Origin of the sequence: Streptomyces sp. SAI-170, assembly GCF_049739565.1 — a bacterium.
Classification (GTDB): Bacteria; Actinomycetota; Actinomycetes; order Streptomycetales; family Streptomycetaceae; genus Streptomyces.
This window is the reverse complement of record NZ_JBMGQD010000001.1, coordinates 1,259,173-1,285,170: the sequence shown is the minus strand read 5'-3', so window position 1 is coordinate 1,285,170 and position 25,998 is coordinate 1,259,173. Positions and strand designations below refer to the sequence as shown.

The 25,998-nt window shown below is 73.4% G+C and carries 23 protein-coding genes; 10 read left to right on the top strand and 13 right to left on the bottom strand.

Translation table 11 applies throughout. The features are described from left to right. The first annotated feature begins 1 nt into the window (after nt 1). The 4 genes from RKD23_RS05915 (at nt 2) to RKD23_RS05900 (ending at nt 4,462) form a co-directional block, all read left to right on the top strand. A complete protein-coding gene (locus RKD23_RS05915; protein ID WP_424852667.1) occupies nt 2–1,951 on the top strand; it encodes a fumarate reductase/succinate dehydrogenase flavoprotein subunit in 1,950 nt (649 codons plus the stop codon). Beyond that, on the top strand, nt 1,948–2,694 hold the full coding sequence (locus RKD23_RS05910; protein ID WP_424852666.1) for a succinate dehydrogenase/fumarate reductase iron-sulfur subunit: 747 nt from the start codon (nt 1,948–1,950) through the stop codon (nt 2,692–2,694). The genes RKD23_RS05915 and RKD23_RS05910 overlap by 4 nt, the downstream gene beginning before the upstream one ends. 176 nt (nt 2,695–2,870) lie before the next feature. Further along, a complete protein-coding gene (locus RKD23_RS05905) occupies nt 2,871–3,623 on the top strand; it encodes a GNAT family N-acetyltransferase (protein WP_424852665.1) in 753 nt (250 codons plus the stop codon). Then, nucleotides 3,623–4,462: a lysophospholipid acyltransferase family protein gene (locus RKD23_RS05900; protein WP_424852664.1), complete on the top strand. Its 840-nt coding sequence runs from the start codon at nt 3,623–3,625 to the stop codon at nt 4,460–4,462. The genes RKD23_RS05905 and RKD23_RS05900 overlap by 1 nt, the downstream gene beginning before the upstream one ends. Here RKD23_RS05900 and RKD23_RS05895 read toward each other — a convergent pair. Together RKD23_RS05895 and RKD23_RS05890 are read right to left on the bottom strand one after the other, a co-directional pair. After that, a complete protein-coding gene (locus tag RKD23_RS05895; RefSeq protein WP_424852663.1) occupies nt 4,459–6,792 on the bottom strand; it encodes an ATP-binding cassette domain-containing protein in 2,334 nt (777 codons plus the stop codon). The two genes, RKD23_RS05900 and RKD23_RS05895, sit on opposite strands and share 4 nt — an antisense overlap. Before the next feature lie 25 nt (nt 6,793–6,817). Then, entirely contained in the window at nt 6,818–7,816 is a 999-nt protein-coding gene (locus tag RKD23_RS05890; RefSeq protein ID WP_424852662.1) for an LLM class flavin-dependent oxidoreductase, read from the bottom strand. 115 nt (nt 7,817–7,931) lie between these two features. Between RKD23_RS05890 and RKD23_RS05885 the strand changes: the two genes are divergently transcribed. Beyond that, a complete protein-coding gene (locus tag RKD23_RS05885; protein ID WP_424858170.1) occupies nt 7,932–9,581 on the top strand; it encodes a TROVE domain-containing protein in 1,650 nt (549 codons plus the stop codon). 10 nt (nt 9,582–9,591) lie between these two features. Then, a complete protein-coding gene (locus tag RKD23_RS05880; RefSeq protein ID WP_424852661.1) occupies nt 9,592–10,083 on the top strand; it encodes an LNS2 domain-containing protein in 492 nt (163 codons plus the stop codon). Between the two features lie 36 nt (nt 10,084–10,119). Here the strand turns inward: RKD23_RS05880 and RKD23_RS05875 are convergent, their stop codons facing one another. After that, nucleotides 10,120–10,335, bottom strand: a complete 216-nt coding sequence (locus RKD23_RS05875; RefSeq protein WP_404031316.1) for a dodecin — start codon at nt 10,333–10,335, stop codon at nt 10,120–10,122. Nucleotides 10,336–10,567: 232 nt separating this feature from the next. Between RKD23_RS05875 and RKD23_RS05870 the strand changes: the two genes are divergently transcribed. Further along, nucleotides 10,568–11,839 carry an extracellular solute-binding protein gene (locus RKD23_RS05870; RefSeq protein WP_424852660.1) on the top strand — a complete coding sequence of 424 codons (1,272 nt, stop codon included), beginning with the start codon at nt 10,568–10,570 and terminating at the stop codon, nt 11,837–11,839. Between the two features lie 19 nt (nt 11,840–11,858). Here the strand turns inward: RKD23_RS05870 and egtD are convergent, their stop codons facing one another. Genes egtD through egtA form a run of 4 tightly spaced genes read right to left on the bottom strand, consistent with a single transcriptional unit; the run spans nt 11,859 to nt 16,250 of the window. Beyond that, complete coding sequence (gene egtD / locus RKD23_RS05865) at nt 11,859–12,830, bottom strand: L-histidine N(alpha)-methyltransferase (protein ID WP_424852659.1); 972 nt, start codon at nt 12,828–12,830, stop codon at nt 11,859–11,861. Further along, nucleotides 12,827–13,618 (bottom strand): ergothioneine biosynthesis protein EgtC, encoded by a 792-nt coding sequence (gene egtC / locus RKD23_RS05860; RefSeq protein WP_424852658.1) that lies wholly within the window; start codon nt 13,616–13,618, stop codon nt 12,827–12,829. The genes egtD and egtC overlap by 4 nt, the downstream gene beginning before the upstream one ends. Further along, nucleotides 13,618–14,940 carry an ergothioneine biosynthesis protein EgtB gene (gene egtB, locus RKD23_RS05855; RefSeq protein WP_424852657.1) on the bottom strand — a complete coding sequence of 441 codons (1,323 nt, stop codon included), beginning with the start codon at nt 14,938–14,940 and terminating at the stop codon, nt 13,618–13,620. The genes egtC and egtB overlap by 1 nt, the downstream gene beginning before the upstream one ends. After that, on the bottom strand, nt 14,937–16,250 hold the full coding sequence (egtA, locus tag RKD23_RS05850) for an ergothioneine biosynthesis glutamate--cysteine ligase EgtA (protein WP_424852656.1): 1,314 nt from the start codon (nt 16,248–16,250) through the stop codon (nt 14,937–14,939). The genes egtB and egtA overlap by 4 nt, the downstream gene beginning before the upstream one ends. A gap of 322 nt (nt 16,251–16,572) precedes the next feature. On the opposite strand from egtA, the gene RKD23_RS05845 reads away from it, so the two are divergent. Together RKD23_RS05845 and RKD23_RS05840 are read left to right on the top strand one after the other, a co-directional pair. Continuing rightward, nucleotides 16,573–17,382 carry a TIGR02452 family protein gene (locus RKD23_RS05845; RefSeq protein ID WP_424852655.1) on the top strand — a complete coding sequence of 270 codons (810 nt, stop codon included), beginning with the start codon at nt 16,573–16,575 and terminating at the stop codon, nt 17,380–17,382. A gap of 226 nt (nt 17,383–17,608) precedes the next feature. Beyond that, nucleotides 17,609–18,688: a hypothetical protein gene (locus RKD23_RS05840; protein WP_424852654.1), complete on the top strand. Its 1,080-nt coding sequence runs from the start codon at nt 17,609–17,611 to the stop codon at nt 18,686–18,688. Nucleotides 18,689–18,974: 286 nt separating this feature from the next. Here the strand turns inward: RKD23_RS05840 and RKD23_RS05835 are convergent, their stop codons facing one another. From RKD23_RS05835 to RKD23_RS05820, 4 genes are all read right to left on the bottom strand, one after another. Continuing rightward, nucleotides 18,975–19,424, bottom strand: a complete 450-nt coding sequence (locus RKD23_RS05835) for a type II toxin-antitoxin system PemK/MazF family toxin (RefSeq protein ID WP_404031295.1) — start codon at nt 19,422–19,424, stop codon at nt 18,975–18,977. A gap of 48 nt (nt 19,425–19,472) precedes the next feature. Next, nucleotides 19,473–20,861: a flotillin family protein gene (locus RKD23_RS05830; RefSeq protein WP_424852653.1), complete on the bottom strand. Its 1,389-nt coding sequence runs from the start codon at nt 20,859–20,861 to the stop codon at nt 19,473–19,475. 121 nt (nt 20,862–20,982) lie between these two features. After that, nucleotides 20,983–21,201, bottom strand: a complete 219-nt coding sequence (locus RKD23_RS05825; RefSeq protein ID WP_404031289.1) for a hypothetical protein — start codon at nt 21,199–21,201, stop codon at nt 20,983–20,985. Between the two features lie 26 nt (nt 21,202–21,227). Then, a complete protein-coding gene (locus RKD23_RS05820) occupies nt 21,228–22,652 on the bottom strand; it encodes an amidase (protein WP_424852652.1) in 1,425 nt (474 codons plus the stop codon). Nucleotides 22,653–22,807: 155 nt separating this feature from the next. Here RKD23_RS05820 and RKD23_RS05815 point away from each other — a divergent pair, with 155 nt between their 5' ends. Continuing rightward, complete coding sequence (locus RKD23_RS05815; protein WP_424852651.1) at nt 22,808–23,797, top strand: NAD-dependent epimerase/dehydratase family protein; 990 nt, start codon at nt 22,808–22,810, stop codon at nt 23,795–23,797. A 257-nt stretch (nt 23,798–24,054) separates the two neighbouring features. Here RKD23_RS05815 and RKD23_RS05810 read toward each other — a convergent pair whose 3' ends face one another. Then, nucleotides 24,055–25,164 (bottom strand): sensor histidine kinase, encoded by a 1,110-nt coding sequence (locus tag RKD23_RS05810; RefSeq protein ID WP_424852650.1) that lies wholly within the window; start codon nt 25,162–25,164, stop codon nt 24,055–24,057. A gap of 3 nt (nt 25,165–25,167) precedes the next feature. After that, nucleotides 25,168–25,902 carry a response regulator transcription factor gene (locus RKD23_RS05805; RefSeq protein WP_424852649.1) on the bottom strand — a complete coding sequence of 245 codons (735 nt, stop codon included), beginning with the start codon at nt 25,900–25,902 and terminating at the stop codon, nt 25,168–25,170. Nucleotides 25,903–25,998 lie beyond the last annotated feature (96 nt).

Here is a 25,998-nt window from a genome sequence, read left to right as displayed (position 1 = left end):
CATGACTACCTTCGCGGACTACGAGACCGGCGCGCCGCTGACCGACGGCAAGGCGCCCTCCGGCCCGATCCACGAGCGCTGGGACAAGCGCCGCTTCGAGGCCAAGCTGGTCAACCCCGCCAACCGGCGCAAGCACACGGTGATCGTCGTCGGCACCGGCCTGGCCGGGGGTTCGGCCGGCGCCACCCTCGCCGAACAGGGCTACCACGTCGTCCAGTTCTGCTACCAGGACTCCCCGCGCCGCGCGCACTCCATCGCGGCCCAGGGCGGCATCAACGCGGCGAAGAACTACCGCAACGACGGCGACTCCGTCCACCGCCTGTTCTACGACACCGTCAAGGGCGGCGACTTCCGCGCCCGCGAGTCCAATGTGCACCGCCTCGCGCAGATCTCCGTCGAGATCATCGACCAGTGCGTCGCGCAGGGCGTCCCCTTCGCCCGCGAGTACGGCGGCCTGCTCGACACCCGCTCCTTCGGCGGCGTCCAGGTGTCCCGCACCTTCTACGCCCGCGGCCAGACGGGCCAGCAGCTCCTCCTCGGCGCCTACCAGGCACTGAGCCGGCAGATCGCGGCCGGCAACGTCGAGATGCATCCGCGCACCGAGATGCTCGACCTGATCGTCGTCGACGGACGGGCGCGCGGGATCGTCGCCCGTGACCTGATCACCGGCCGTATCGACACGTACTTCGCGGACGCCGTGGTGCTGGCGAGCGGCGGCTACGGCAACGTCTTCTACCTGTCGACGAACGCCATGAACTCCAACGCGACCGCGATCTGGCGGGCGCACCGGCGCGGCGCGTACTTCGCCAACCCCTGCTTCACGCAGATCCACCCGACCTGCATCCCACGCACGGGCGACCACCAGTCCAAGCTCACGCTGATGAGCGAGTCGCTGCGCAACGACGGACGGATCTGGGTGCCCAAGGCCAAGGGCGACACCCGCCCGGCCCACCAGATCCCCGAGGACGAGCGCGACTACTACCTGGAGCGCATCTACCCGTCCTTCGGCAACCTCGTCCCGCGCGACATCGCCTCCCGCGCCGCGAAGAACGTCTGCGACGAGGGCAGGGGCGTCGGCCCCGGCGGCCAGGGCGTGTACCTGGACTTCGCCGACGCCATCAAGCGGATGGGCAGGGCGGCCGTCGAGGCGAAGTACGGCAACCTCTTCGACATGTACCAGCGGATCACCGACGAGGATCCGTACGAGGTGCCGATGCGGATCTACCCGGCCGTGCACTACACCATGGGCGGACTGTGGGTCGACTACGACCTCCAGACCACCGTCCCGGGCCTGTTCGCGATCGGCGAGGCCAACTTCTCCGACCACGGTGCCAACCGGCTCGGCGCGTCCGCGCTGATGCAGGGCCTGGCCGACGGCTACTTCGTGCTGCCGGCCACGATCAACGACTACCTCGCCCGCAACCCGCACCAGGGTTCGGTCACAGCCGAACACCCCGCCGTGCGCGAGGCGTTGACCGAGACCGAGGACCGTATCGGGAGGCTGCTTGCGGTCGACGGCGACCGCACCCCCGACTCCTTCCACCGCGAAGTCGGCGAGCTGATGTGGGAGTTCTGCGGCATGGCCCGCACCGACACCGGGCTGCGCAAGGCCCTGGAGCGCATCCCGCAGATCCGCGAGGAGTTCTGGCGGCGCATCAAGGTGCCCGGCACCGGCGAGGAGTTCAACCAGTCGCTGGAGAAGGCCAACCGCATCGTCGACTACCTGGAGCTCGCCGAGCTGATGTGCCTCGACGCGCTGCACCGCGCCGAGTCCTGCGGCGGCCACTTCCGCGAGGAGTCCCAGACCCCGGACGGCGAAGCCGCCCGCAGGGACGAGGAGTTCGCCTACGCCGCCGCCTGGGAGTTCACCGGCACCGGCGAGGCGCCCGTCCTGCACAAGGAAGACCTGGTCTTCGAGTACGTCCACCCCACCCAGCGGAGCTACGCATGAAGCTCACCCTGCGCGTCTGGCGGCAGAAGAACGCCGACGCCGACGGCACCATGTCCACGTACGAGGTGGACGGCATCTCGCCCGACATGTCCTTCCTGGAGATGCTGGACACGCTCAACGAGGAGCTCATCCTGGGCGGTGAGGACCCCGTGGCCTTCGACCACGACTGCCGCGAGGGCATCTGCGGCGCGTGCTCGCTGGTCATCAACGGGGACGCGCACGGGCCCGAGCGGACCACCACCTGCCAGCTGCACATGCGGTCCTTCCAGGACGGCGACACGATCGATATCGAACCGTGGAGGGCGTCGGCGTTCCCGGTGATCAAGGATCTGGTCGTTGATCGCTCGGCGTTCGACCGGATCATCCAGGCCGGCGGATACATCACCGCGCCGACCGGCTCGGCCCCCGAGGCCCATGCCACGCCGGTGCCCAAGCCGGACGCCGACCTCGCGTTCGAGCACGCCGAGTGCATCGGGTGCGGGGCGTGTGTGGCGGCGTGTCCCAACGGGGCGGCGATGCTGTTCACGTCGGCGAAGGTGAACCATCTCAATGTGCTGCCCCAGGGGGCGCCCGAGCGGGAGACGCGGGTGCTGGACATGGTGGCGCAGATGGACGAGGAGGGGTTCGGGGGGTGCACGCTGACCGGTGAGTGTGCGACGGCCTGTCCCAAGGGGATTCCTCTGGTGTCCATCACCGGTATGAACAAGGAGTGGCTGCGGGCTGTTCGGAAGGTCAAGCGGTAGCGCCGTGGCTTGTTGAGGCCGTCTTCGGGGTGCCGTTCCCCGCGCCCCTGAGGTAGGCGTCGTTCAGCTTTCTCACATCCGCTCTCCTGGCATTGGTCACGTACACGCCAACCCGGGTCGGAAGAACTGGGATGTCCCCAAGCCCCGCTCCACCGGCCCGTGCCCAGGAGAGAGCCATGTCCGGCGTCAGTACGCTCACACCCACGCGCTACACCGTCAGTCTGGCCCGCGACGAGGACGACGTACGGGCCGCGCAGCGGCTGCGGTACGACGTCTTCGCGGGGGAGATGGGGGCCCTGCTGGCCACGCCGCAGCCGGGCCTCGACATCGACGCGTTCGACGCGTACTGCGACCACCTGCTGGTCCGGGACACCTCGACCGGCGAGGTCGTCGGCACCTACCGGCTGCTGCCGCCCGAGCGGGCCGCGATCGCCGGGCGGCTGTACTCCGAGGGCGAGTTCGAGCTGTCCCGGCTGGACGGCGTCCGGCCCGGACTGGTCGAGGTCGGACGGTCCTGTGTGCACCCCGACCACCGCGACGGGGCCGTCATCGGACTGATCTGGGCCGGCATCGCCCGGTACATGGTGGACGGCGGCCACGAATGGCTGGCCGGCTGCTGCTCCCTGCCCCTCGCCGACGGCGGCGCCCTCGCCGCCGCCACCTGGGACCGGGTGCAGGCCAAGCACCTGGCGCCGGAGGAGTTCCGGGTACGACCGCGGCTGCCGTGGAACGCCGAGGGCGTGACCCGGCCCACCGGACGCACCGAGCTCCCTCCGCTCCTGCGCGGCTACCTCCGCCTCGGCGCCTGGGTGTGCGGCGAGCCCGCGCACGACGCGGACTTCGGGGTCGCGGACCTCTATGTGCTGCTGTCGATGCGCCGGGTCGACCCGCGCTATCTGAAGCACTTCCTCTCGCTCGTCCCGGCCTGATGAGCGTCTGGCTGCCCAGCGCGCCCTGCACCCCGCGGGCGTGCATGGAGGCGGCGGGAACGTCCGCTCCGGCCGTCGTACGCGGCGCGCTGCGCATCACGGCGGTCGTCGCGCTGATCCTCACCGGGATCGTGCTGTCGCCGTTCGGCCCGAGGCTTCCCGCCGCCGCCGTACGGCGCTGGTGCCGGTGGATCGTGCGGGCGGCGGGCGTACGGGTGCGCATCACCGGCGGCGCCGCGCCCAGCGGCGGGCTGCTGCTGGTCGCCAACCACATCTCCTGGCTGGACATCCCGCTGCTGGCCGCCGTACGCCCGGCCCGCATGCTGGCCAAGCGGGAGATACGCCAGTGGCCCGTGGCCGGGGCGCTGGCCGCGCGCGGCGCGGTGTTCATCGACCGCGACCGGCTGCGGACCCTGCCCGCCACCGTCGCCCGGCTCGCCGAGGTGCTGCGCGCCGGCGCGGCCGTCGGGGTCTTCCCCGAGGGCAGCACCTGGTGCGGCCGCGCCCAGGGCCGCTTCCGCCGGGCGGCGTTCCAGGCCGCCCTCGACGCGAACGTCCCCGTCCAGCCGGTCGGCATCCGCTACCGCCTGACCGACGGCACCCCCACCACCCGGCCCGCCTTCGTCGGCGACGACTCCCTGCTCGCGTCGGTCTGGCGCGTGGTCACGGCCCGTGGCCTGATCGCCGAGGTGGACATACTCCCCCTGATCCCGCCGGGCACCCACCCCGACCGCCGCACCCTGGCCCAGGCAGCCGAGCCCGTCAGGGGCGCGGGGAACTGCGCGAACAACCACACACGACCCGCACCCGCGATCGGACAGAAGGCCCCGAGTTCCTAGGCGGACAGAGCACGAGCCAGATAGGAAGCGGTCCGCCCACCCGAGGAACCCGAAACCACCACGGGTGGCCCGACAGCCACGATCCGTCCACCCTCCTCGCCCCCACCCGGCCCCAGGTCGATCACCCAGTCCGCCCCGGCCACGACAGCCATGTCGTGCTCGACGACGACCACGGTGTTCCCCGCGTCGACGAGCGCGTGCAGATGATGCATGAGCAGCTCGACGTCGGCCGGGTGCAGCCCGGTCGTCGGCTCGTCGAGGAGATACAGGGTGTGCCCCCGTCGCCCCCGCTGCAGCTCGCTCGCCAGCTTGATGCGCTGTGCCTCCCCGCCGGACAGCTCCGTCGCGGGCTGGCCCAGGCGCAGATAGCCGAGGCCCACGTCGAGGAGGGCCCGCAGGCTGCGCGCCACGGCAGGGGTGCCGGCGAAGAACTCCGCGGCCGCCTCCACCGTGAGGTCCAGCACCTGCGCGACGGTCAGCCCGCGGTACGTCACCTCCAGCGTGCCCGGGTTGTAGCGGGTCCCGCCGCAGTCCGGGCAGGGCGTGTACGTGCTCGGCAGGAACAGCAGCTCCACGCTGACGAAGCCCTCGCCCTGGCAGGTCTCGCAGCGGCCTCCGGCCACGTTGAAGGAGAACCGGCCCACGCCGTAGCCGCGTGTCCGGGCGGCCTGCGTCGCCGCGAACTCCTTGCGCACGACGTCGAACAGGCCCGTGTAGGTGGCCAGGTTGGAGCGCGGGGTCCGGCCGATGGGCCGCTGGTCGACCAGCACCAGCCGCTCCACACCGTCGAGTTCCTCGGTGATCTCGCTGATGAGCGTGGACTTGCCGGACCCGGAGACACCGGTGACCGCGGTGAACGCGCCGAGCGGGAACTCGGCCGTGAGGTTCTTCAGGTTGTGCCGGGTCACCGGGCCGACCTTCAACCAACCTCGTGGCGAACGGACTTCACGGGCAGGGGTCGGGGAGCGGCCGAAGAGGAAGTGGGCCGTCGCCGACTCGGCCACGCCGGCCAGGTCCGCCACCGGGCCGCTGTGCAGCACCCGGCCGCCGTGCTCGCCCGCGCGCGGGCCGACGTCCACGATCCAGTCGGCGCCCCGCACCACGTCCAGATGGTGCTCCACCACGAACACCGAGTTCCCGGCCGCCTTCAGCCGCCCCAGCACGGTCAGCAGCGCCTCGGTGTCCGCCGGGTGCAGTCCGGCCGACGGCTCGTCCAGGACGTAGACGACCCCGAACAGTCCCGAACGCAACTGGGTGGCCAGCCGCAGCCGTTGCAGTTCCCCCGCGGACAGCGTGGGCGTGGGCCGGTCCAGGCTGAGATAGCCGAGACCCAGCTCGACGACCGGCGCGATCCGGGACTTCAGGTCCTCGGTGAGCACCCGGGCCGCCTCGGAGGTGCCCTCCAGCGAAGCCGCCAGTTCCGCCAGCGGAAGCGCCGCCAGTTCGGCGACGGTCCGGCCCGCGAAGGTCACGGCGAGCGCCTCCGGGCGCAGCCTGCTGCCGCCGCACACCGCGCACGGCGCGGCCGTCAGGAAGCGCTCGGCCTTCGTCCGCAGGGTGGGACTCTTGGAGTCCGCGAACGTCTTCATCACATAGCGCCGTGCGCTCATGTACGTGCCCTGGTAAGGGCGTTGGATGCGGTCGGCGTCCCGCACCGGGTGCACGGTGACGACGGGCTGCTCGTCGGTGAACAGGATCCACTCGCGTTGTTCGGCGGGCAGTTCGCGCCAGGGCCGGTCCACGTCGTACCCGAGCGCGTCGAGGATGTCGCGCAGGTTCTTGCCCTGCCAGGCACCCGGCCACGCGGCGATCGCGCCCTCCCGGACCGACAGCGACGGGTCGGGGACCAGCAGCTCCTCGGTCGTACGGTGCACCCGGCCCAGGCCGTGGCACTCGGGGCAGGCGCCGGCCGCGGTGTTGGGGGAGAAGGCGTCGGAGTCCAGGCGCTCCGCGCCCGGCGGGTAGTCGCCCGCGCGGGAGAACAGCATCCGCAGGGAGTTGGACAGGTTCGTCACCGTCCCCACCGAGGAGCGGGACGTCGGCCCCGAGCGGCGCTGCTCCAGCGACACCGCGGGCGGCAGCCCGCTGATCTCGGCGACCTTCGGAGCGCCCACCTGGTGGATCAGCCTGCGGGCGTACGGCGCCACGGACTCGAAGTAGCGGCGCTGTGCCTCGGCGTAGATCGTGCCGAAGGCGAGCGACGACTTGCCCGAGCCGGACACGCCGGTGAACACGGCCACGACGTCCCGCGGGATGTCCACGTCCACGTTCCTCAGGTTGTGCTCTCGGGCGCCGCGGACACGGACGTACGGGTCGTGAGGGTGGTGCATAAGGGGCAACTCTAGCCGGTGGCGATCACCCGGAGACGATCGAGGCCAGCCGCCGGTAGGAGTCCAGCAGGGCGTCACGGTCGTAGGTGCTGGTGGTCACCAGGACCTCCTGGGCGCCCGTCTCCTTCAGCACCGTCTCCAGCTCGTGGGCGACCTGTTCCTCGGTGCCCGCGAGCTGTCCGGTCAGGCCCGACTCGTAGAAGCCGCGCTCCCGGTCGGTCATGGTGAGGGCCTCGACGCGCTCGGCGGGCGGCAGCGGCGGGAAGGTGCCGTGGGTCCGGGAGTACGCCATCGACCAGGCCTCCGGGACCAGCAGCCGGCGGGCCTGCTCGGGGGTGCCCGCGACGGCGACGTTGCCGGAGATCACCACGTACGGCTCGGGCGCCCAGGGGGAGGGGCGGAAGCGGTCCCGGTAGTGCTCGACGCCGCGCAGCATCTTCTCGCGGTTGCGCAGGTCGCCGATCACCATCGGCAGGCCCGCCTCGGCCGCGATCGTCGCGCCCTCGCCCATGGCCAGCACGAACGGCGGCACGCTCAGGCCGTCCGCGGGCCGGGCGCGCACGCCCGTAGGGGAGGTGCCGCGGAACCAGCCGAGCAGCTCCTGGAGCTGGCCCGCGAAGTCCTCCGCGTCCTCCTTGTCGCGGCCCAGTGCCTTGCGTACGCCGGTGGTGAAGCCCACCGAGCGGCCGAGGCCCATGTCGATACGGCCCGGGAAGAGCGACTCCAGCACCCCGAACTGCTCCGCGACGACCAGCGGCCGGTGGTTGGGCAGCATGACCCCGCCCGTGCCCACCCGGATGGTGCTCGTCGCCGCCGCGACGGCCGCCGCCAGCACGGTCGGCGCCGACCCGGCCACCCCGGGCACGCCGTGGTGCTCCGACACCCAGAACCGGTGGTAGCCGAGCGCCTCCACCTCCCGCGCCAGCGCCACGGTGTCGCGCAGCGCCTCCCCGGGCGGGTGGCCCTCGCGGGTGCGGGAGCGGTCGAGCACGGAGAAGCGGGTCGCGGCGATCACGGAAGTCACACAGGGTTCAACGCCGCCCGCGCGCGGGCATTCCCGCTTATTCGCTGGCATGCTCACGCCGCCCACTCCTACGGTGAACCCCGGCTTCCCGCCCCCGTCACCGAGGAGCTCCGCCATTTCCCGTTTCAACAGCCGCCGTTCGCGTACCCTCACCGCCCCGTCCGCGCCCGTCACCACGACCGGCGCCCGGACGACGACGTACGAGGGCGGTGCCGCACACGTGCGGGAGGCGAGGAGCGAACTGTTCCTGCTGGCGGTCGTGAACATGGTCGGGCAGCAGACCTTCTACGAGAAGGCGGGGGACAGGGACACCCGCTACCGCGACCTGGTGCGCGGCCTCGCCGTCCAGGACCCCGCGTGGACGGCCGGCCTGCTCGGCTGGCTGCGCGGCTCCGCCCAGATGCGCACCGCCTCCCTGGTGGGCGCCGCCGAGTTCGTCCACGCGCGCCTGGACGCGGGCCTGTCCGGGTACTCCCGGCAGGTCGTCGACTCCGTGCTCCAGCGGGCCGACGAGCCCGGCGAACTGCTCGCCCACTGGACCCGGGCCTACGGCCGCGCCCTGCCCAAGCCGGTCAAGCGCGGTGTCGCCGACGCCGTACGGCGGCTGTACACCGCCCGCTCGCTGCTGAAGTACGACACCGCGTCCAAGGACTTCCGCTTCGGCGACGTCCTGAACCTGGTGCACGCCTCGCCGGACCCGGCCAAGCCATGGCAGGGCGAGCTGTTCCGGTACGCGCTGGACCGCCGGCACCACCCGGACGGCGCCGAGGTGCCCGAGACGGACACCACCCTCGTCGCGCACCGCGCGCTGACGGCCGTACCGGTGCACGAGCGCCGGGCGCTGCTCACCTCCCCGCAAGGGCGGGAGCGACTGGCCGCGGCCGGTCTGACCTGGGAGGCGCTGGCGGGCTGGCTCCAGGGGCCGATGGACGCCGAGGCGTGGGAGGCGATCATCCCCTCCATGGGCCTGATGGCGCTCACCCGCAATCTGCGCAACTTCGACGAGGCCGGGGTCGGCGACGCGGTCGCCGAGCAGGTCGCCGCGCGCCTGGCCGACCCGGAGGAGGTACGCCGCTCGCGGCAGTTCCCGTACCGGTTCCTGTCCGCCCGTCGGATGGTGCCGTCCGGCAGGTGGGACAAGGCCCTGGAGTGCGCGCTCGCCGCGTCCACCGCCAACGTCCCGGCGCTGCCCGGGCGCACGCTGGTGCTGGTGGACACCTCCGGCTCGATGCTGGGGCAGGTGTCGGCGAAGTCGATGATCCGGCACGTCGACGTCGGCGCCCTGTTCGGCGTGGCGCTCGCGGCCCGCGGCTGCGAGGTCGACCTGTGGGGCTTCGCGGACCGCGCCTTCCGGCACGAGCTCGTCAAGGGCGGGCCGGTGCTGCGGCAGACCGAGGCGTTCTGCGAGCGCGTCGGCGAGGTCGGCTACGGCACCGAGACGGTCGCGGCGCTGAGGCAGGCGTACCGCGGCCACGACCGGGTGGTGATCGTGTCCGACATGCAGGCGTTCGCCCACCCGGGCCACGGCGGCCCCAGTGCGCGCGAGTGGGGGCCGCGGGGCTGGCAGCGCAGGAACGTGTCCGTGTCCGAGGCTGTCCCGGCCCATGTGCCCCTGTTCGGCATCGACACCACCGGCTACGCGAAGGCCTCCATCGACACCGGCGCGCCGCACCGCTACGAGGTCGGCGGCTTCTCCGACCAGCTGTTCACCATGGTGGACCTGCTGTCCCGAGGGATGGACGCGGGCTGGCCCTGGGAGGCCTAGGCTGCCGGGTGTGACCTCAGATACGCGACGGCCGCTCGCCGTGTTCGACCTGGACAACACCCTCGCCGACACCGCGCACCGCCAGCACTTCCTCGAGACCAGGCCGCGCAACTGGGACGCGTTCTTCGCGGCCGCGCCCCAGGACCCGCCGATCCCGCAGGGCGTGGCGCTGGCGGTGCGGAGCGCCGAGGAGTGCGAGGTCGTCTACCTCACCGGGCGGCCCGAGCGCTGCCGCCGCGACACGCTGGAGTGGCTCGCGGCGCACGGACTGCCCGAGGGGCGCGTCCACATGCGGGGCAACGCCGACCGCAGGCCCGCCCGGTACACCAAGCTGGAGATCCTGCGCCGGCTCGCCCGTACGCGTGAGGTGCGGATGCTGGTGGACGACGACGAGCTGGTGTGCGAGGACGCCGAACGGGCGGGCTTCACGGTCGTCCGCGCCCGCTGGGCCACGCCCTCCGCCGAGCTGAAGGTGGCGCAGGAGCGGGAGGGGCGGACCTGAGGGCCGTATGCACGAGGCTCTTGCGCGGGCCTGTGCTCAGTCGCTGTCCTCGAGGCGGAAGCCGACCTTCAGTCCGACCTGCCAGTGCGCGATGTCGCCGTTCTCGATCTGGCCCCTGACCTGCGTGACCTCGAACCAGTCCAGGTTCCGGAGCGTCTGCGAGGCACGGGAGATGCCGTTGCGGATGGCCTTGTCGACGCCCTCGGGCGAGGTGCCGACGATCTCGGTGACCCGGTAGGTGTGGTTCGACATGGGGATGCTCCTCCTGCTGTGACGACCGATGGCGTCGGCGCCGCGTGTGGCGCGCGTCACTCCACGGTGCCCCAGGCTGCGGCGGAGCGCGAGACATCGGCCCGGTGTCCGGGCGCCCCTTGACCTTCGCATTGGTCCATACCAAAATCCAGCACACCCGTACGGGCCTTCGTGCCCGTCCCCCCACGTCGGGTCCCTCTCCCCTGTCCGTCAGGCAGAACAGGACCGACCAGTGACACGCCGTCTTCTCGCCCTCGTCTGCGTCTCCGCCTCCCTCGTCGCCGGCTGCGGCCTGCTGCCGGGCGGCAGCGACCCGCAGACCGTCACCGTGTGGCTGATGAAGGACAGCGCCTCCCGGGACTTCCTGGACCGCTTCACCGAGGACTTCGAGCGCACCCACCCCGACATCGACCTCGACATCCGCATCCAGGAATGGACCGGCATCGGCCCCAAGGTGCAGGCCGCGCTGGAGGCGAAGGACGGCGAGGACGCCACCGCAGGCGGGCCCGATGTCGTCGAGGTCGGCAACACCCAGGTGCCGCAGTACGTCGACGGGGGCCGGCTGGTCGATCTGACGCTGGAGTCCGTGCGCGACTGGGGGAGCCGGGACTGGCTGCCCGGCCTCGCCGAGCCGGGCAAGCTGCGCGGTCACCAGTACGGCATCCCCTGGTACGCCGCCAACCGGGTGGTCGTCTACCGCAAGGACCTCTTCGCCGAGGCCGGTATCGACGCCCCGCCGAAGACCCGCGAGGAGTGGCTCACCGCCACCGAGAAGCTGAACTCGGGCGACACCCAGGGCATCTACCTCGCCGGACAGGACTGGTACACCCTCGCCGGGTTCATCTGGGACGAGGGCGGCGAGCTGGCCGAGGAGACGGGCGGCACCTGGCAGGGCTCCCTGGACAGCCCCGAGGCCCTGCGCGGCATGGACTTCTACCGCCGCCTCCAGGCGCTCGGCTCCGGACCCGTCGACGCCGACGAGGAACACCCGCCCCAGGCGGACGAGTTCGCCCGGGGCGAGATCGCCCAGATCGTCGCCGTACCCGGTGTCGCCCGGGCCGTCGTGCAGCGCAACCCCGAACTCGAGGGCAGGCTCGGCTTCTTCGCCGTCCCCGGCCGCACGGCCGCCCGGCCCGGCGCCGTCTTCACCGGCGGCTCCGACCTCGTGATCCCCGACAACACCGACCAGCGCGAGGGCGCCCTCGCGGTCGTCGAGGCCCTCGCCGGAGCCAAGTGGAACACCGACCTGGCCCGCACCATGAACTACGTCCCCAACAAGACCACCCTCGCCCCCGCCGTCGCCGGCGAGGAGGGTGTCGCCGCCATGGCCGCGGGCGCCGCCCAGGGCCGGGCCACCCCCACCACACCCGAATGGGCCGCGGTGGAGGCGGACAACCCGATCAAGGCCTATATGACCAAGGTGCTCCGGGGCGCCGACCCCGAGCCGGAGGCCCGCCGGGCCTCGGAGCGGATCACCGAACTGCTGGCGATCCCGCTGTCCTGACCCGGCCGTTCGCCTCGTCTCACCGCGCCGTGCTCAGCGACAGGGCGAACCGCCCCTGCGCGTCCGTCCACCAGTGGCTCAACTCCAGCCCCGCGGCCGCCAGTTCGGTGCGTACGCCGTCCCTGCGGAACTTCGCCGACACCTCGGTGCGCAGCTCCTCGCCCGCGGCGAAGTCCACGGCGAGGTCCAGGGCGGGGATCTTCACGGTCTGCTCGCTGCGGGCGCGCAGCCGCATCTCGATCCACTCCCGCTCGGTGTCCCACAGCGCCACGTGGTCGAACGCGGCCGGGTCGAAGTCGGCGCCGAGCTCGCGGTTGACGACGGTCAACACGTTCTTGTTGAACGCCGCCGTCACCCCGGCCGCGTCGTCGTACGCCCGCACCAGGGTCTGCTCGTCCTTGACGAGGTCCGTGCCGAGCAGCAGCGCGTCGCCGGGGGAGAGCATGGCCCGCACGGAGGCGAGGAACTCGGCCCGCTCGGCGGGCAGCAGGTTGCCGATGGTGCCGCCGAGGAACGCCAGCAGCCGCGGCCCCGGAGTGTCCGGCAGGGCCATCTCGGCGGTGAAGTCGGCGATCAGCGCGTGCACGTCCAGCCCCGGGAACTCCTCCACCAGCGCCTTGCCGGCCTGCGCCAGGGCGCTCTCGCTGACGTCGACCGGGACGTACGTCTCCAGCGTCCCGAGCGAGGTCAGCGCGCTCAGCAGATGCCGGGTCTTGTCGGAGGAGCCCGAGCCCAGCTCGACCAGCGTGCGGGCGGGCAGCGCGGCGGCGATCTCGTCGGACCGGTCGAGCAGGATCTCCCGCTCGGCGCGCGTGGGGTAGTACTCGGGCAGGTCGGTGATCTGCTCGAACAGGTCGCTGCCGTGGGCGTCGTAGAACCACTTCGGCGGCAGCGTCTTGGGGTGCGCGGTGAGTCCGCCCAGGACGTCGGCGCGCAGCGCGGCCTCGGTGGCGTCCTCGGCGAGCAGGCGGGTGAGACGGAACTGGCTCACGGACGGGGCTCCTTCGGGGATGCGGGGGCCGAGGCGTCGCTCGGTTCCTTGAGGGGGGAGAGCTGGACGTCGGCGCTGGTCGCCACGAGCAGGGTGCGGTCGGGGACCTCCCGCCACAGCGGGTCGTCGTCATGGGGCTCGGAGGCCACGACCGTGCCCCGGCCGGGCTCGCCGAGATACCACAGCGTGTCGCCCCAGGCGGTCGCGGCGATGGAGGTGCCGTCGGTCAGCAGCAGGTTCAACCGGGAACCCGGGGCGGCCGCGGCCACCTCGGGGACCGTGTCGGCCAGCGCCCGGCCCATGTCGTCACCGGCCCGCAGCCGGGCCAGCACCAGCGCCCAGACCAGCGCGGAGTCGTTGCGGGCCGCCAGCCGCAGCAGGTCCACCGGTGCCAGACCCGCGGCGACCGGCGCGAGGGAGTCCGGCCAGCCGGTGACGGCGCCGTTGTGGCTGAACAGCCAGCGGTCCCCGGCGAAGGGTGCCGCCGCGGCCTCCCCGTCGGGGCTCGGCACGGTCGCGTCCCGCACCGCCGCGAGCAGCGCCCTCGTGCGCACCACCCGGGCCAGGTCGGTCAGGCCGCCGTCGGCCCAGATCGGCCCGAAGCGCCGGTAGCGGGCCGGGACCGGGTCGCCCTCGGCGTACCAGCCGATCCCGAAGCCGTCCGCGTTGACCGTGCCGTGCTTCTGCCGTCTGGGCGCCCAGGACTGTCGGTACAGCGAGTGGGACGGCTCGAACAGCAGCCGCCCCAGCGGCACTTCGGGGCCCACATAGGCCAGGTGACGGCACATCAGACCGACTCCGAGCGCGCGGTGCGGAACCCGGAGAAGATCTGCCGGCGGATCGGATAGTCCCAGTTGCGGAACGTGCCCCGGCAGGCCACCTGGTCCACGGCGAACGAACCGCCGCGCAGCACCTTGTACTCGGGCCCGAAGAACACCTCGGAGTACTCCTTGTACGGGAACGCCGCGAACCCGGGGTAGGGCAGGAAGTCGCTCGCCGTCCACTCCCACACGTCACCGATCAACTGCCGCACACCGAGCGGCGATTCACCGGCCGGGTAGCTGCCGGCCGGGGCCGGGCGCAGATGCCGCTGACCGAGGTTGGCGTGCTCGGGCCCCGGGTCGGCGTCGCCCCACGGGTAGCGCCGGGAGCGGCCCGTGGCCGGGTCGAAGCGGGCGGCCTTCTCCCACTCGGTCTCGGTGGGCAGCCGCCGCCCGGCCCAGCGGGCGTACGCGTCGGCCTCGTACCAGGACACGTGCAGCACCGGCTCCTCGGGCGGCACCACCTCGGTCACCCCGAACCGGCGGCGCAGCCACTGCCCGCCGTCCAGGCGCCAGAACAGCGGGGACCGGACGGAGTTGCGGCGGATGTGCGCCCAGCCCTCGGGCGTCCACCAGCGCTCGGTGTCGTAGCCGCCGTCCTCGATGAACGCCAGGTAGGCGCCGTTCGTGACCGGCGTGGTGTCGATCCAGAAGGGCGCCACGTCCCGCCGGTGCGCGGGGCGTTCGTTGTCCAGCGACCACGGCTCGGTGGAGGTGCCCATGGTGAACGGGCCGCCCGGCACCAGGACTTCGGCCGGACCCGTGAACAGCGGCACCGGCTCCGGGTCCGGCGCGGTGAGCGCCTGCGGGCCCTTGCGGAGCTGATGGGTGATCAGCATGGTCTCGTCGTGCTGCTGTTCGTGCTGGGCGACCATCCCGAACGCGAAGCCCGCCTCCGTCAGCCGGGTGCCGCCCTGGAACGCGGCCCCCTCCAGCACGTCCAGGACCCGCCCGCGCACCTGGGCCGCGTACTTGCGGGCCTCCGCGGGCGGCAGCAGCGGCAGCTTGGGCCGCTCCGCGCGCGGATGCTCGAAGGCGTCGTAGAGGCTGTCGATCTCGGGCCGCATCGCCTCCTGCCCGGCGACGGCCCGCAGCAGCCACTGCTCCTCCTGGTTGCCGATGTGCGCCAGGTCCCACACCAGCGGCGACATCAGCGGCGAGTGCTGGGCGGTGAGGTCCGGGTCCTCCACACAGCTGGTCAGCAGCGTCGTACGGTCGCGGGCGGTGGTCAGCGACGCCAGCGCCCGCTCGCGGAAGGTCTCGGGGTCGAGGGCCGGCTCGGCGGTCATGCGGGGATGTCCTTCCCGTGCGCCCCGGTGACCGGGGAGAGGTTCGTGCGGTGGAGGCGGTCGAGCAGATCGTCGGCGGGACAGCGGCCCCGGGCCACATAGCGGTCCGCGAACGCCGCGACGGCGTCCGTGACCCGCCGCCCGGCGCCCAGCCGCGGCAGCGCCTCCAGGGCCGCCGCGAAGCACAGCTCGGCGACCTCGCGCAGCTCGGGGTCACCGAGCCCGTCGCGGGCGGCGTCGCGCCACAGCGGATTGTGCGGGGCGGGCAGCGACAGGGAGCGCTCGGCCAGCGGCTTGACCGCGCGATAGGCCGTCTCCGCGGCCTCGGGGTCGTCGAACAGGGCCGTCGTCACCGCGAGCGGCACGATCCAGCCGTCGTCGCCCGGCTGGGCGTCGATCATGCGCAGCTCCAGATGGCCGCGCGGCCGGACCGGCGGGAACAGCGTCGTGAGGTGGTAGGCGAGGTCCTCGCGGGTGGGCGGCCGCGGGCCGCCGGAGCGGGTCCACTCCCGGAAGGTCAGCCCCTCGGGCACCTCCCACGGCCCGCCCTCCTGGCGTACGCACATCACCGGCGCGTCCAGCACATGCCGGGCCCAGGCGGCGCGCGGGTCGCCGTCCAGCGCGGGCGCACCCGCCCGCCCCGGGCCGATGCGGGTCCAGGTCAGCTGCCGGGTGGAGCGCCAGCCGGTGGGCCTGCGGCCGGCCAGCGGCGAGTTCGCGAAGGCGGCCACCAGGACCGCGCCCAGCTGGTGCGCGAGCCACCAGCGCCGCCCCATGCCGAGCGGCCCGGGCTCCTCGTGACCGGCGTCCAGGCACACCTGCACCGACGCCGAGGCGCACATCATGTCGCGGCCCGCCGGTCCCGTGCGGTCCAGGCAGGTCTCCATCGCGTCGTAGCGCGGGGAGTGCAGATAGCGGCGGGGCGGCCGCCAGGGGTCCTGGCCGATGCCGAGCAGCGCCAGTCCGTGACCCCGCAGGGCCGCCCGTACGGCGGCGAGGTCGGCGGAGACGACGGTGACCGCTTCCATCAGGGACGCGGCGGGCGGCGAGCTCAGCTCCAGCTGACCGCCGGGTTCGACGGTGAGCGCCGATCCCAGGGGGACCGTGCGCAGTGCGGCGTAGGCCGCCGCGAGACGTTCGGGTGCCACGGGGGACCACGGCCGGTGCGGCTCGTGGACCAGCCACTCCACCTCGACCCCGACGGTGCCGGGTGGTCCGGTCTTGAAGCAGATGCCCCGTACCAGGGCCTCGACCTCGGCTTCCGTGATGGCCCTGCGGGGCTCCGTACAGTCGCCTGCCGAATCGGACATGCCAGGATCCTCCAACGCGTTCCCTCATGCCTCCGGCCCGGTTCCCCTGGGCCCGGGCGGCCTCACCCGTCCCAGCCAAGACCCTCGGAACGATTCGCACAAGGGTGCCCCCCGGGACTTCCGGGAGTGTGAACCTCCGATTCCGCGACGTTGTCGTGATCTTCGCTGGTCGTTCAGGGGGCGAGGGCCGGCCCGTCACCCTCCGTTTCCGATCTTCTCAAAAACCCTTTGCCCGCACGTCCAGCATTGCGCAGGATGCGTCCATGAGCACGACGGGGGAGGGCGCGCGGTGCGTGCCCACGGCGCCGACGGGGGTGGCGCCGTGAGCGCGCGCCTGCGCGGCATCGCGAAGGAGACGGAAGAGATCGTCGCGGCCGGGTCCTACCGGGCACCGGCCGGACACGAGGTGCCGCTCGCGGCGGCCGTCGAGGCGGCCCGCGCGGGCACCCGCATGTACGGTCCCGAACCGGTCCCGCCGACCGGTCCGGTCCCGCCGTCGACGACGAAGACCGAGGTCACCGGCGAGAGCAGCCTGGAGGCCGCCCGCCGGGTCGGCGGCCGCGTGGCCGTCCTCAACTTCGCCTCCGCCCGCAACCCGGGCGGCGGCTTCCTCAACGGCGCCCAGGCCCAGGAGGAGGCCCTGTGCCGCGCCTCGGCGCTGTACACCTGCCTGCGCGCGGCCCCGCGGTTCTACGACCACCACCGCACCCACCGCGACCCGTTCTACACGGACCGCGTCATCCACTCCCCGGCCGTGCCGGTCTTCCGCGACGACCGCGGCGGCCTCCTCGACGAGCCGTGCCTCGCGGGCTTCCTGACCGCCGCCGCCCCGAACGCCGGTGTCGTCCGCCGTACGACACCGGAGCGCGCCGCCGAGCTTCCGCGGGCCCTGGCCACGCGCGCCGAGCGCGTCCTGGAGACGGCCGCCGCCGAGGGCTACCGGCGGCTGGTGCTCGGCGCCTGGGGCTGCGGCGTCTTCCAGAACGACCCGGCGCAGGTGGCGGGCGCCTTCCACGCACTGCTGGGCCCCGGCGGACGGTTCGCCGGCGCTTTCGAGCACGTGGTCTTCGGCGTGCTGGACCGCACACGGGGCGCGGCGGTACGGGGCGCATTCGAGCGCACCTTCGCGTGACCGCCGCAGGCCAGGCCGCCGTGTCACGCACATACGTACGACGATGCGGTGTCCGCCGACGGCTTGATCATGCGATCATGCGGGCGGCTCTCGACTGACCGTGCACGGTCAACCGATCGGACGGTCGAGCGATCGAGCCATGGACATCGAGCGATCGAGCGATCGAGCGATCGAACGGCAACGGGAGTGCGGTGTGAGCGGGGCTGGGGGGCAGGACGGGTCGTCCGTGTCCGACGAGGAGTGGGAGCGGTTCCTCCGTGAATCGGTGACGGGCGCGTCCGGAGCCCCCGTGGAGCCGTCGGCGCGCGCCCGCGAGGTGGAGCGGCGGCTGCGCGAGAGCTCCGGACAGCCGGAGGGCTGGCGTACGTACACGCCGGCCCGGCCCCGGCGCAGGACGGGCTGGTACGTGGCCGGGCTGGTGGTGGCCGTGTCCCTCCTGGTCGTGGGCCTCTTCCCGCAGCAGGTCGTCGGCTGGTTCGGCGGCGGCGACGGCGGACAGGACGGGGCACCGCTGGCCGCCGAGTCGGAGAGGCCGCGGGAGGCGCCCGGCGCCGAGCCGGATCTGCGCCCCACCCTCGCCGAACCCTTCCGGGGCTCGCCCGCCGCCCGCTGGGCCGACGGAGCGGCCGGGATCACGGTGCCGCCGGCCCGGGCGACCGGCTGGATGGACGCCGCCCAGGTCGAGCGGGCACTGCGCCGGAGCCGGGACTTCCTGGTGGCCGCGGGCCTCGACTCCCGTGTGCTGCGCGGCGAACGGCCCACGAAGGCGATCGCGCTGCTGAACCCGCATCAGAAGGACGTCCAGGACTATCTCCGTGCCGCCCTGTCGTCGACGCCGCCCACGGCCGAGAACGACCCGCTGCTGTTGTTCAGCCGATTCCGGCCGGGCCAGGCCCAGTTGGTCGGTGACGTGGTCAAGACGCGCGGCCGGCTCACCTACCGGGAGGGGAAACGGGGGGCGGTCGAGGTGATGGCGGACGTCACCTTCGTGTACCCGGTCGCCCCGGCGGGCGACAGCGGGCGGGACACCGAGGTCATCCGGACGATCGTGCGCCGCGAGGTGGTGATGAGCTGGGACGACCCGGCCGAGGTCGTCACCGAACCGGGAACGCTGTCCCTCGTGTCCTACGCGCTCGACATGACCAACGGCGGCTGCTCCGCCCCGACCGGCTACTTCGTGCCGCCCTTCGGCACGGCTGACGAGCAGAACACGGACGAGGGCCGCCGGCTCGATCCGTACGACCGCAGCGAGCCGGTCGGCACGACGGGCAGGGACGACGGCTGCGCGACCGCCACCCGCTCCTAGCGCCTGTCTTCCGGATCATGTCGGCGTCGCGGGGGCTGGCACGCACTCCCCCACTGCCCTAAAGGCGTGGGGGACCCCCAGCCGCGTTGTCGTCGGTTGCCGACTCCCCCACTCTCGGCTTCGCTCGAGCGGGGGGACCCCCATCGCGTCGCCGCCCTCCTCCGCCTTGCAGCTGCACGCACCGGACCCCGCTCGACCCGGCCAGGAGGCGGAAGCGCCTCGCAGCCGGCCTGATCCGGAAGACAGGCCCTGGCGCCTGTCTTCCGGAGCGGGCCGGGGCCGTGCCTCAGGTCCAGCCGTAGCGCTCGTGCAGGCGCCGCCGGACCAGGTTGAACCGCATCCGGTCCAGCGCGCACGCCTCGCGGCGCATGCCCTGCTCATGGAGGCGCAGCACCCGGTCGACGTCGACCCAGGACTCCCGGCCGGAGCTGTCCCACGGGCCGCTGCCGATCGCCACCCACTCCCGCTGGTGGTCGTGCCGCTTGCTGGACAGCTGTACCGCGAGGAGCGTGCCCCTGCCGCGCTCCCGGGCCACCACCAGCACCGGCCGGTCCTTGCCCCGTCCGTCGTGTTCCTCGTACGGCACCCAGGTCCACACGATCTCGCCGGGATCCGGGTCGCCGTCGTGGGCGGGGCAGTACTCGGTGTGCACCCGGCCCACCGAGTGCGGATCGATCTCGGTGGTCGCGTGCGGGCCGTAGCGGCCGGGCGTGTTCTCATCGATGAACGCGGTCACGACAGGCACCTTAGAGGGTGCCGCCGCGACCGCGGGGGCCGGTCCGGCTCAGGTTTCGTCCACCTGGACCTTCTGGGCGGAATTCACCGGGACTTTCGGGACAGGGACGGTGGCGCCGTTCACCGGCGACGTCCCGTTCTGGTTCATCGAGGCGAGCAACTGCCGCGCCAGCCCGAGGCCGGTGCCGCCCATGGTGAGGGCCTTGGCGAACAGGTCGGCCATGCCGTCGGCGCCGTTGAGCAGCACCATGTTGTCGACGTTGCCGAACGCGGACGCGCCGGCCCGCACGATCTCCGGCCAGTTCTCGGCGAGTTGCTGGGCGACGACGGCCTCCTGGTTCTCGGCGAGCGCGGCCGCGCGTGCCTTGATGGCCTCCGCCTCGGCGAGTCCCTTCGCGCGCAGCGCCTCCGCCTCGGCGAGGCCCTTGGCCTGGGTGGCGGCCGCCTCGGCCTCACCGGAGGCCCGGGTCTCGCGGGCCTTCGCCTCGGCCACCGACATCCGCGCGTCACGCTCGGCGTCGGCGAGGGTGCGCTGCTCGTAGGCCTTGGCGTCGGCGGGCTTGCGCACATCGGCCTGGAGCTGCTGCTCGCGCCGCTGCGCCTCCAGTTCGGCGACGCGCGTCTCCTGGACGACGACCTCCTGCCGGGCGCCCGCCTCGGCGAGCGGGCCCGCCTGCCGGGCCGTGGCGGCGGCCTTGTCCTGCTCGGCCTGGTAGCCGGCCTTGAGGATCTCGCTGTCGCGGGTCGCCTCCGCCATCCGCGCGAACGCCTGCTGCTCCGCCTCGGTGGCCAGCCGGTCGGCCTGCGCCTGCGCGATCCGCGCGTCGCGCCGCACGGCCGCGGTGTGCGGGGCGGACAGGTTCTTGATGTAGCCGGTCGGGTCCTCGATCTCGTGGATCTGCAGCGAGTCGACGATCAGGCCGAGCTTCTCCATCTCGGTGCCGCAGGCCGCCCGCGCCTGCCCGGTGAGCTTCTCGCGGTCGCGGATCATGTCCTCGACCGTCAACCCGCCCACGATCGCCCGCAGATGACCGGCGAACACCGTGTGCACCCGCTCCGCCATCAGCTTCTGCTGGTCCAGAAAACGCCGGGCGGCATTGGCGATCGACACGAAGTCGTCGCCGACCTTGAAGATGACCACGCCCCGCACCTTCAGCGGAATGCCCTGGTGCGTGACGCAGTCGACGTGCAGTTCGGTCTGGTTGAGGTCCAGCGACAGCTTGCGCACGGCCTGCACACCGGGCAGCACCAGCGTGCCCCGCCCGGTGACGATCCGGAACCCCATGCCCTCCTCCAGGCCCTCCAGACGGTGCTTGGAGCCGGAGATGATCAGGGCCTCGTTGGGTTCCGCGACGCGCCACATCAGTTTGAAAAGGCCGATCAGAACGAGCAGGGCGGCAAGGACCGTCCCCGCGACGACGCCGACGAACATCGGCATACACCCCCTGTGCCGGGTGCCTGGTGGCACCGAACGTACCCGGGAGTGTGAGGCACGCCACAGGCGGTGTACAGAGCCCGCCCGGCCGCTGTTGCCCGCTTGGTACGAAGCTCCCGCCGCCTCAACTGCCGTACACGGCCGAGACGTAGACGGTCCGCGGCGGCAGGTACTCCACGACCGTCACCACCGTGCCCCGCTCGATGCGCTCCGCGCCGGAGGCCGCGTAGGCGAGGAAGTGCTCGGCGCCGCCGCGCACCCGGACGATCACCTCGCCGACGAGCCCGGGCCCGATCGTGCCGGTGACCCGCCCCAGGAGCCCGACCATCGTGGTGTCGTCCATGGTCACAGCGTACGGTCCGAACCCCCTTACGCGGCCCGGGAATCCACGCCGAGCTCCGGCGGCGGCACCCGCTCGTGCCAGCGCAGCTCCGCCTCCAGCCGGGCGGCGAGCGACACCAGGAGGGGCTCACTGCAAGCGGGCCCCAGCAGCTGGGCGCCGACCGGCAGGCCACCGGAGACGAACCCGGCCGGGACGTTCACCCCGGGCCAGCCGAGCACGTTCCACGGCCACGCGTACGGACAGGCCGCGATCATCGCCCGGTCGGTCGCGAACCCGCCGAGCCCCAGCAGGGCCCCGATCCGGGGCGGGGGCGCGGCCGTCGTGGGGGCGAGGATCACGTCGTACGACGTGAAGAACGCGCCGATACGGCGGTGCAGCACCGCCTCCGCCCGGCGCGCCGCGCGCAGCGGGACCCCGCCGAGCAGCCGGCCCAGCCGGGCGGCGTCCCGGGTGCGCGGGTCCAGCAGCGCGGGGGAGGGCGTCTCGCGCACGTACTCGGCGATGCCCGCGGTGGCGCGCGGCACGAAGGTCAGCCCGATCTGCCCGTACGGCGGGTCGGCCTCCTCGACCGTGTGCCCCAACGCGGCCAGTTTCTCGGCGAGTTCGACGACCCGGGCGCGGATCTCGGGGTCGAGGCGGGCGCGCAGCGCGGTGAACGGCGGCTTCAGCGCGAGCGCGATGCGCAGCCGGCCGGGGTCGCGGCCGACGGCGGCCGAGACGTCCAGCGGCGCGGGCCGGTGCGGGTCGAGCGCGTGGTTGCCGCTCGCGCAGTCCAGCAGCAGGGCCGCGTCGGCGACCGTGCGGGCGAGGGTGCCGTTGACGGTGATGCCCTGGAAGGCCTCGCCGCGCGGCCAGGTCGAGATCCGGCCGCGCTGCGGCTTGATGCCGACCAGGTTCGTCCAGGAGGCGGGGATGCGCACGGAGCCGGCCCCGTCCGAGCCGAGCGCGGCCGGCACCAGACCCGCGGCGACCGCGGCCGCCGAGCCTCCCGACGAACCCCCGGGCGTATGGCCCACGTTCCACGGATTGCGGGTCGCGCCGAACGCGGGCCCCTCGGTGAACGGCCACTGTCCCAGCTCGCAGGTGTTGGTCTTGCCGACGATCACGGCCCCGGCCGCGCGCAGCCGCCGTACCGCTTCTGCGTCCTCGGCGGCCGACGGGAACTCGCCCCGGCAGCCGAACGCGGTCGGCTCGCCCGCCACGTCCATGTCGTCCTTCACCGCGACCGGCACCCCGAGCAGCGGCAGGCGCGCCCCCGCGGCCAGCTGCCGGTCCGCGGCGTCGGCTTCGGCGAGCGCGGCCTCGGCCCGCACGACCCGGAAGGCGTTCAGCGACCCCTGCGTCGCCTCGATGCGGGCCAGGGTCCGCTCGACGAGGACGCGCGAGGTCACCTCCCCGGCGGCCAGCGCACGGGCGGTCTCCGCCAGACCTGCGGCACGGTCGAGCGTCATGCGGGACACCTCCGGGGACGACCACGTTGTCCTACCGAACGGTAACGTCAGGAGGGCGGCGGCGGAACGCCCTTCACCCCACGAGGTGTTACGGAGCGGTGACGCCACGGGCGCGGCAGGGCCGGCCGGCACCCGACCCGGCCTAGCGTGACGGCATGCGTGTGCTGGTCACCGGCGGAGCCGGGTTCATCGGGTCCCATGTCGTCGAGGCGCTGCGCCGCCGCGGGCACGAGGCGGTCGTGTACGACGTCCGGGCGGACCCCGCCGAGGACGTCCGCGACCCCGAAGCGGTCGCCCGGGCGCTGGCCGGAATCGACGCCGTGTGCCACCAGGCGGCGATGGTCGGCCTCGGCAAGGGCGTCGCCGACGCCGCCGCGTACGTCGCGCACAACGACCTGGGCACCGCCGTGCTGCTCGCCGCGATGGCCGAGGCGCGGGTGCCGCGTCTGGTGCTGGCCGGGTCGATGGTCGTCTACGGAGAGGGCCGGTACACGTGCCCCCGCCACGGCACCGTACGCCCCGGCCCGCGGGCCGTCGCCGACCTGGACGCGGGACGGTTCGAGCCCGTGTGCCCGCACTGCGGCGCGGACCTGGCCCCCGGCCTCGTCGGCGAGGACGCCCCCGTGGACCCGCGCAACGTGTACGCCACCACCAAGCTCGCCCAGGAGCACCTCGCCGCCGCCTGGGCCCGCTGCACCGGCGGCTCGGCGGTGTCGCTGCGCTACCACAACGTGTACGGGCCCCGGATGCCCCGCGACACCCCGTACGCGGGGGTCGCCTCCTTCTTCCGCTCGGCGCTCGCCCGCGGCGAGGCACCCCGCGTCTTCGAGGACGGGCGCCAGCGGCGCGACTTCGTGCATGTGCGGGACGTGGCCGCGGCCAACGCGCTGGCGCTGGAGGCCGAGTCCGCCCCCGGCGCCCTCACCGCGTACAACACCGGCAGCGGCGAGCCGCACACCGTCGGCGAGATGGCCGAGGCGCTGGCCGCCGCGCACGGCGGGCCCACGCCCCGCGTCACCGGCGAGTACCGGCTGGGCGACGTCCGGCACATCACCGCCGACTCCGCCCGCCTGCGCGCTGCGCTGGGCTGGCGGCCGGAGGTCGGGTTCGCGGAGGGTGTGCGGGAGTTCGCGGGGGAGGAGTAGCTGCGGCGCAGCCGGCTGGGCCCTCGGGTCCGCGAACGGCGCGCGGGAGCAGTAGTCGCGGCGTCGTCGGCCGGACTCCCTCGGATTCGCGGACACCATGAGGGAGTTCGCGCGGGACCAGTAGCTGAGCTCCGTCGGCCGGACCCCTTGCGTTCGCGGACGCATAAGGGAGTTGGCGCGGAGCAGTAGCTGGCCTCCGCCCGCCGGCCCCTCTCGGATTCGCTGTGGCCATGAGGGAGTTCGCGCGTGAGCAGTGGCTACGGCACCGCAGGCAGCACCACCTCGAAGCGGCAGCCGCCCGGGATGTTGCGGACCGTGGCCCGGCCCCGGTGGGCCTCCACGATGCCGCGGACGATGGCGAGGCCGAGCCCCGCGCCCGCCGGGGGCGTCCGGGCGTCGGTGCCGCGCCACCCGGTGTCGAAGACGCGCGCCAGGTCCTCCTCGGGGATGCCGCCGCAGCCGTCCGAGACGGACAGCACGACCCCTTCGGGCGAGCGCTCGGCCGTCACCGCGACCGTGCCGTCGGCCGGGGTCCGCCGGATCGCGTTGACCAGCAGATTCCCCAGGACCCGGCTCATCTCCTTGCCGTCCACCTCGACCGGCACCGGCTCGACACGGCCGCCCACCAGCCGCACCCCGTGCTCCCGCGCGAGCGGGTCCGCCCCGGCCAGCGCGTCGCCGACCAGGTCGTACAGGGACATCCGGGTGGGCGCCAGGGCGAGCGAGCCCGCGTGGATGCGGGACAGCTCGAAGAGGTCGCCGACCATGTCGTTGAGGCGCTCGACCTCCGTGCGCATCTGCCGCAGATAGCGGGGCGGGTCGGTGGCCACGCCGTCCTCCAGCGCCTCCGACATCGCGCGCAGCCCGGCCAGCGGGGTGCGCAGATCGTGCGAGATCCAGGCGACGAGCTCGCGCCGCGAGGTCTCGAGGGCCCGCTCCCGCTCCCTGGACTCGGCGAGCTTGGCGCTGGTGGCGGCCAACTCCCTGCTGAGCACGTCCAGTTCGGCGGTGGTCGGCCCGTCGGGGGCCGCGAAGGCGCCGCCGTCGCCGAAGGAGCGGGCCGCGACGGCGAGGTCCCGGCTGCGGGCGACGACCCAGCGGGCCAGCAGCAGCGCGGTCGCCAGCGACACCACGGCCGCCATGGCGACGACGGTCGTGACGACGGTCAGGTCGTGCGGGGACAGGAACATCGCCCACGCCACGGCGAGGGTCCCCGCCAGCATCGCGACCACCCCGACCGCCGCGACCACGGCGAGCGAGGCGGTCAGTGAGCGCCGCCGGATCAGGAAGAGCACGCCCGCCCCGGCCAGACCGGTGGCGGCGGCGCCCGCGAAGGCGTACAGGGCGATGAGAAGAGCGTCCGGCATCGGTCAGTCCTCCTCCGTGCCCGGCTCGAAGCGGTAGCCCACGCCCCACACCGTCTGGATGAGGCGCGGCCGGGCCGGATCGTCCTCGACCTTGCCGCGCAGCCGGCGGATGTGCACCGTCACCGTCGACAGATCGCCGAACTCCCAGCCCCACACCTCCCGCATCAGGTCCTCGCGGCCGAACGCCCGCCCCGGATGGCGCAGGAAGAACAGCAGCAGGTCGAACTCCCGCAGAGTGAGGGCGAGTTCGGAGCCGTCCTTGGTGACCCGGCGGGCGTCCGGGTCGATGCTCAGACCGGCCGCGGTCACCCGGTGCCCCGAGGGCGCGGGACGGCTGCGGCGCAGCACCGACTCCACGCGCAGCACCAGTTCGCGCGGGCTGAACGGCTTGGTGACGTAGTCGTCCGCACCGACCTCCAGGCCCAGGATGCGGTCGTCCTCGTCGCCGCGCGCGGTCAGCATGATCACCGGCACGGGTCCGCGCCCGCGCAGTCGCCGGCACACCTCCAGGCCGTCCATGCCGGGCAGCATCAGATCCAGCACCACCAGGTCGGGCCGGTGGGCCGCGGCCCGGGTGAGGGCGGTCGGACCGTCGTCCGCGCGGTCGACGACATAACCGGCCCGGTCCAGGTATCCGGCCACGACCTCGGAGACGGTCGGATCGTCGTCGACGACCAGGACCCGGGCCGACGAAGGGCCCTGGCGGTGCGCCCCGGAGGGCTCGTGCGGCTGCTGCATGACCCCAGCCTCGCACCCCTGCCGGGAGGCGGATCGCGCACGGACGCGACGTCCGCGTTTCGTAAGGAGCGCGCGCCCGGAATGTCCGGATCAGAT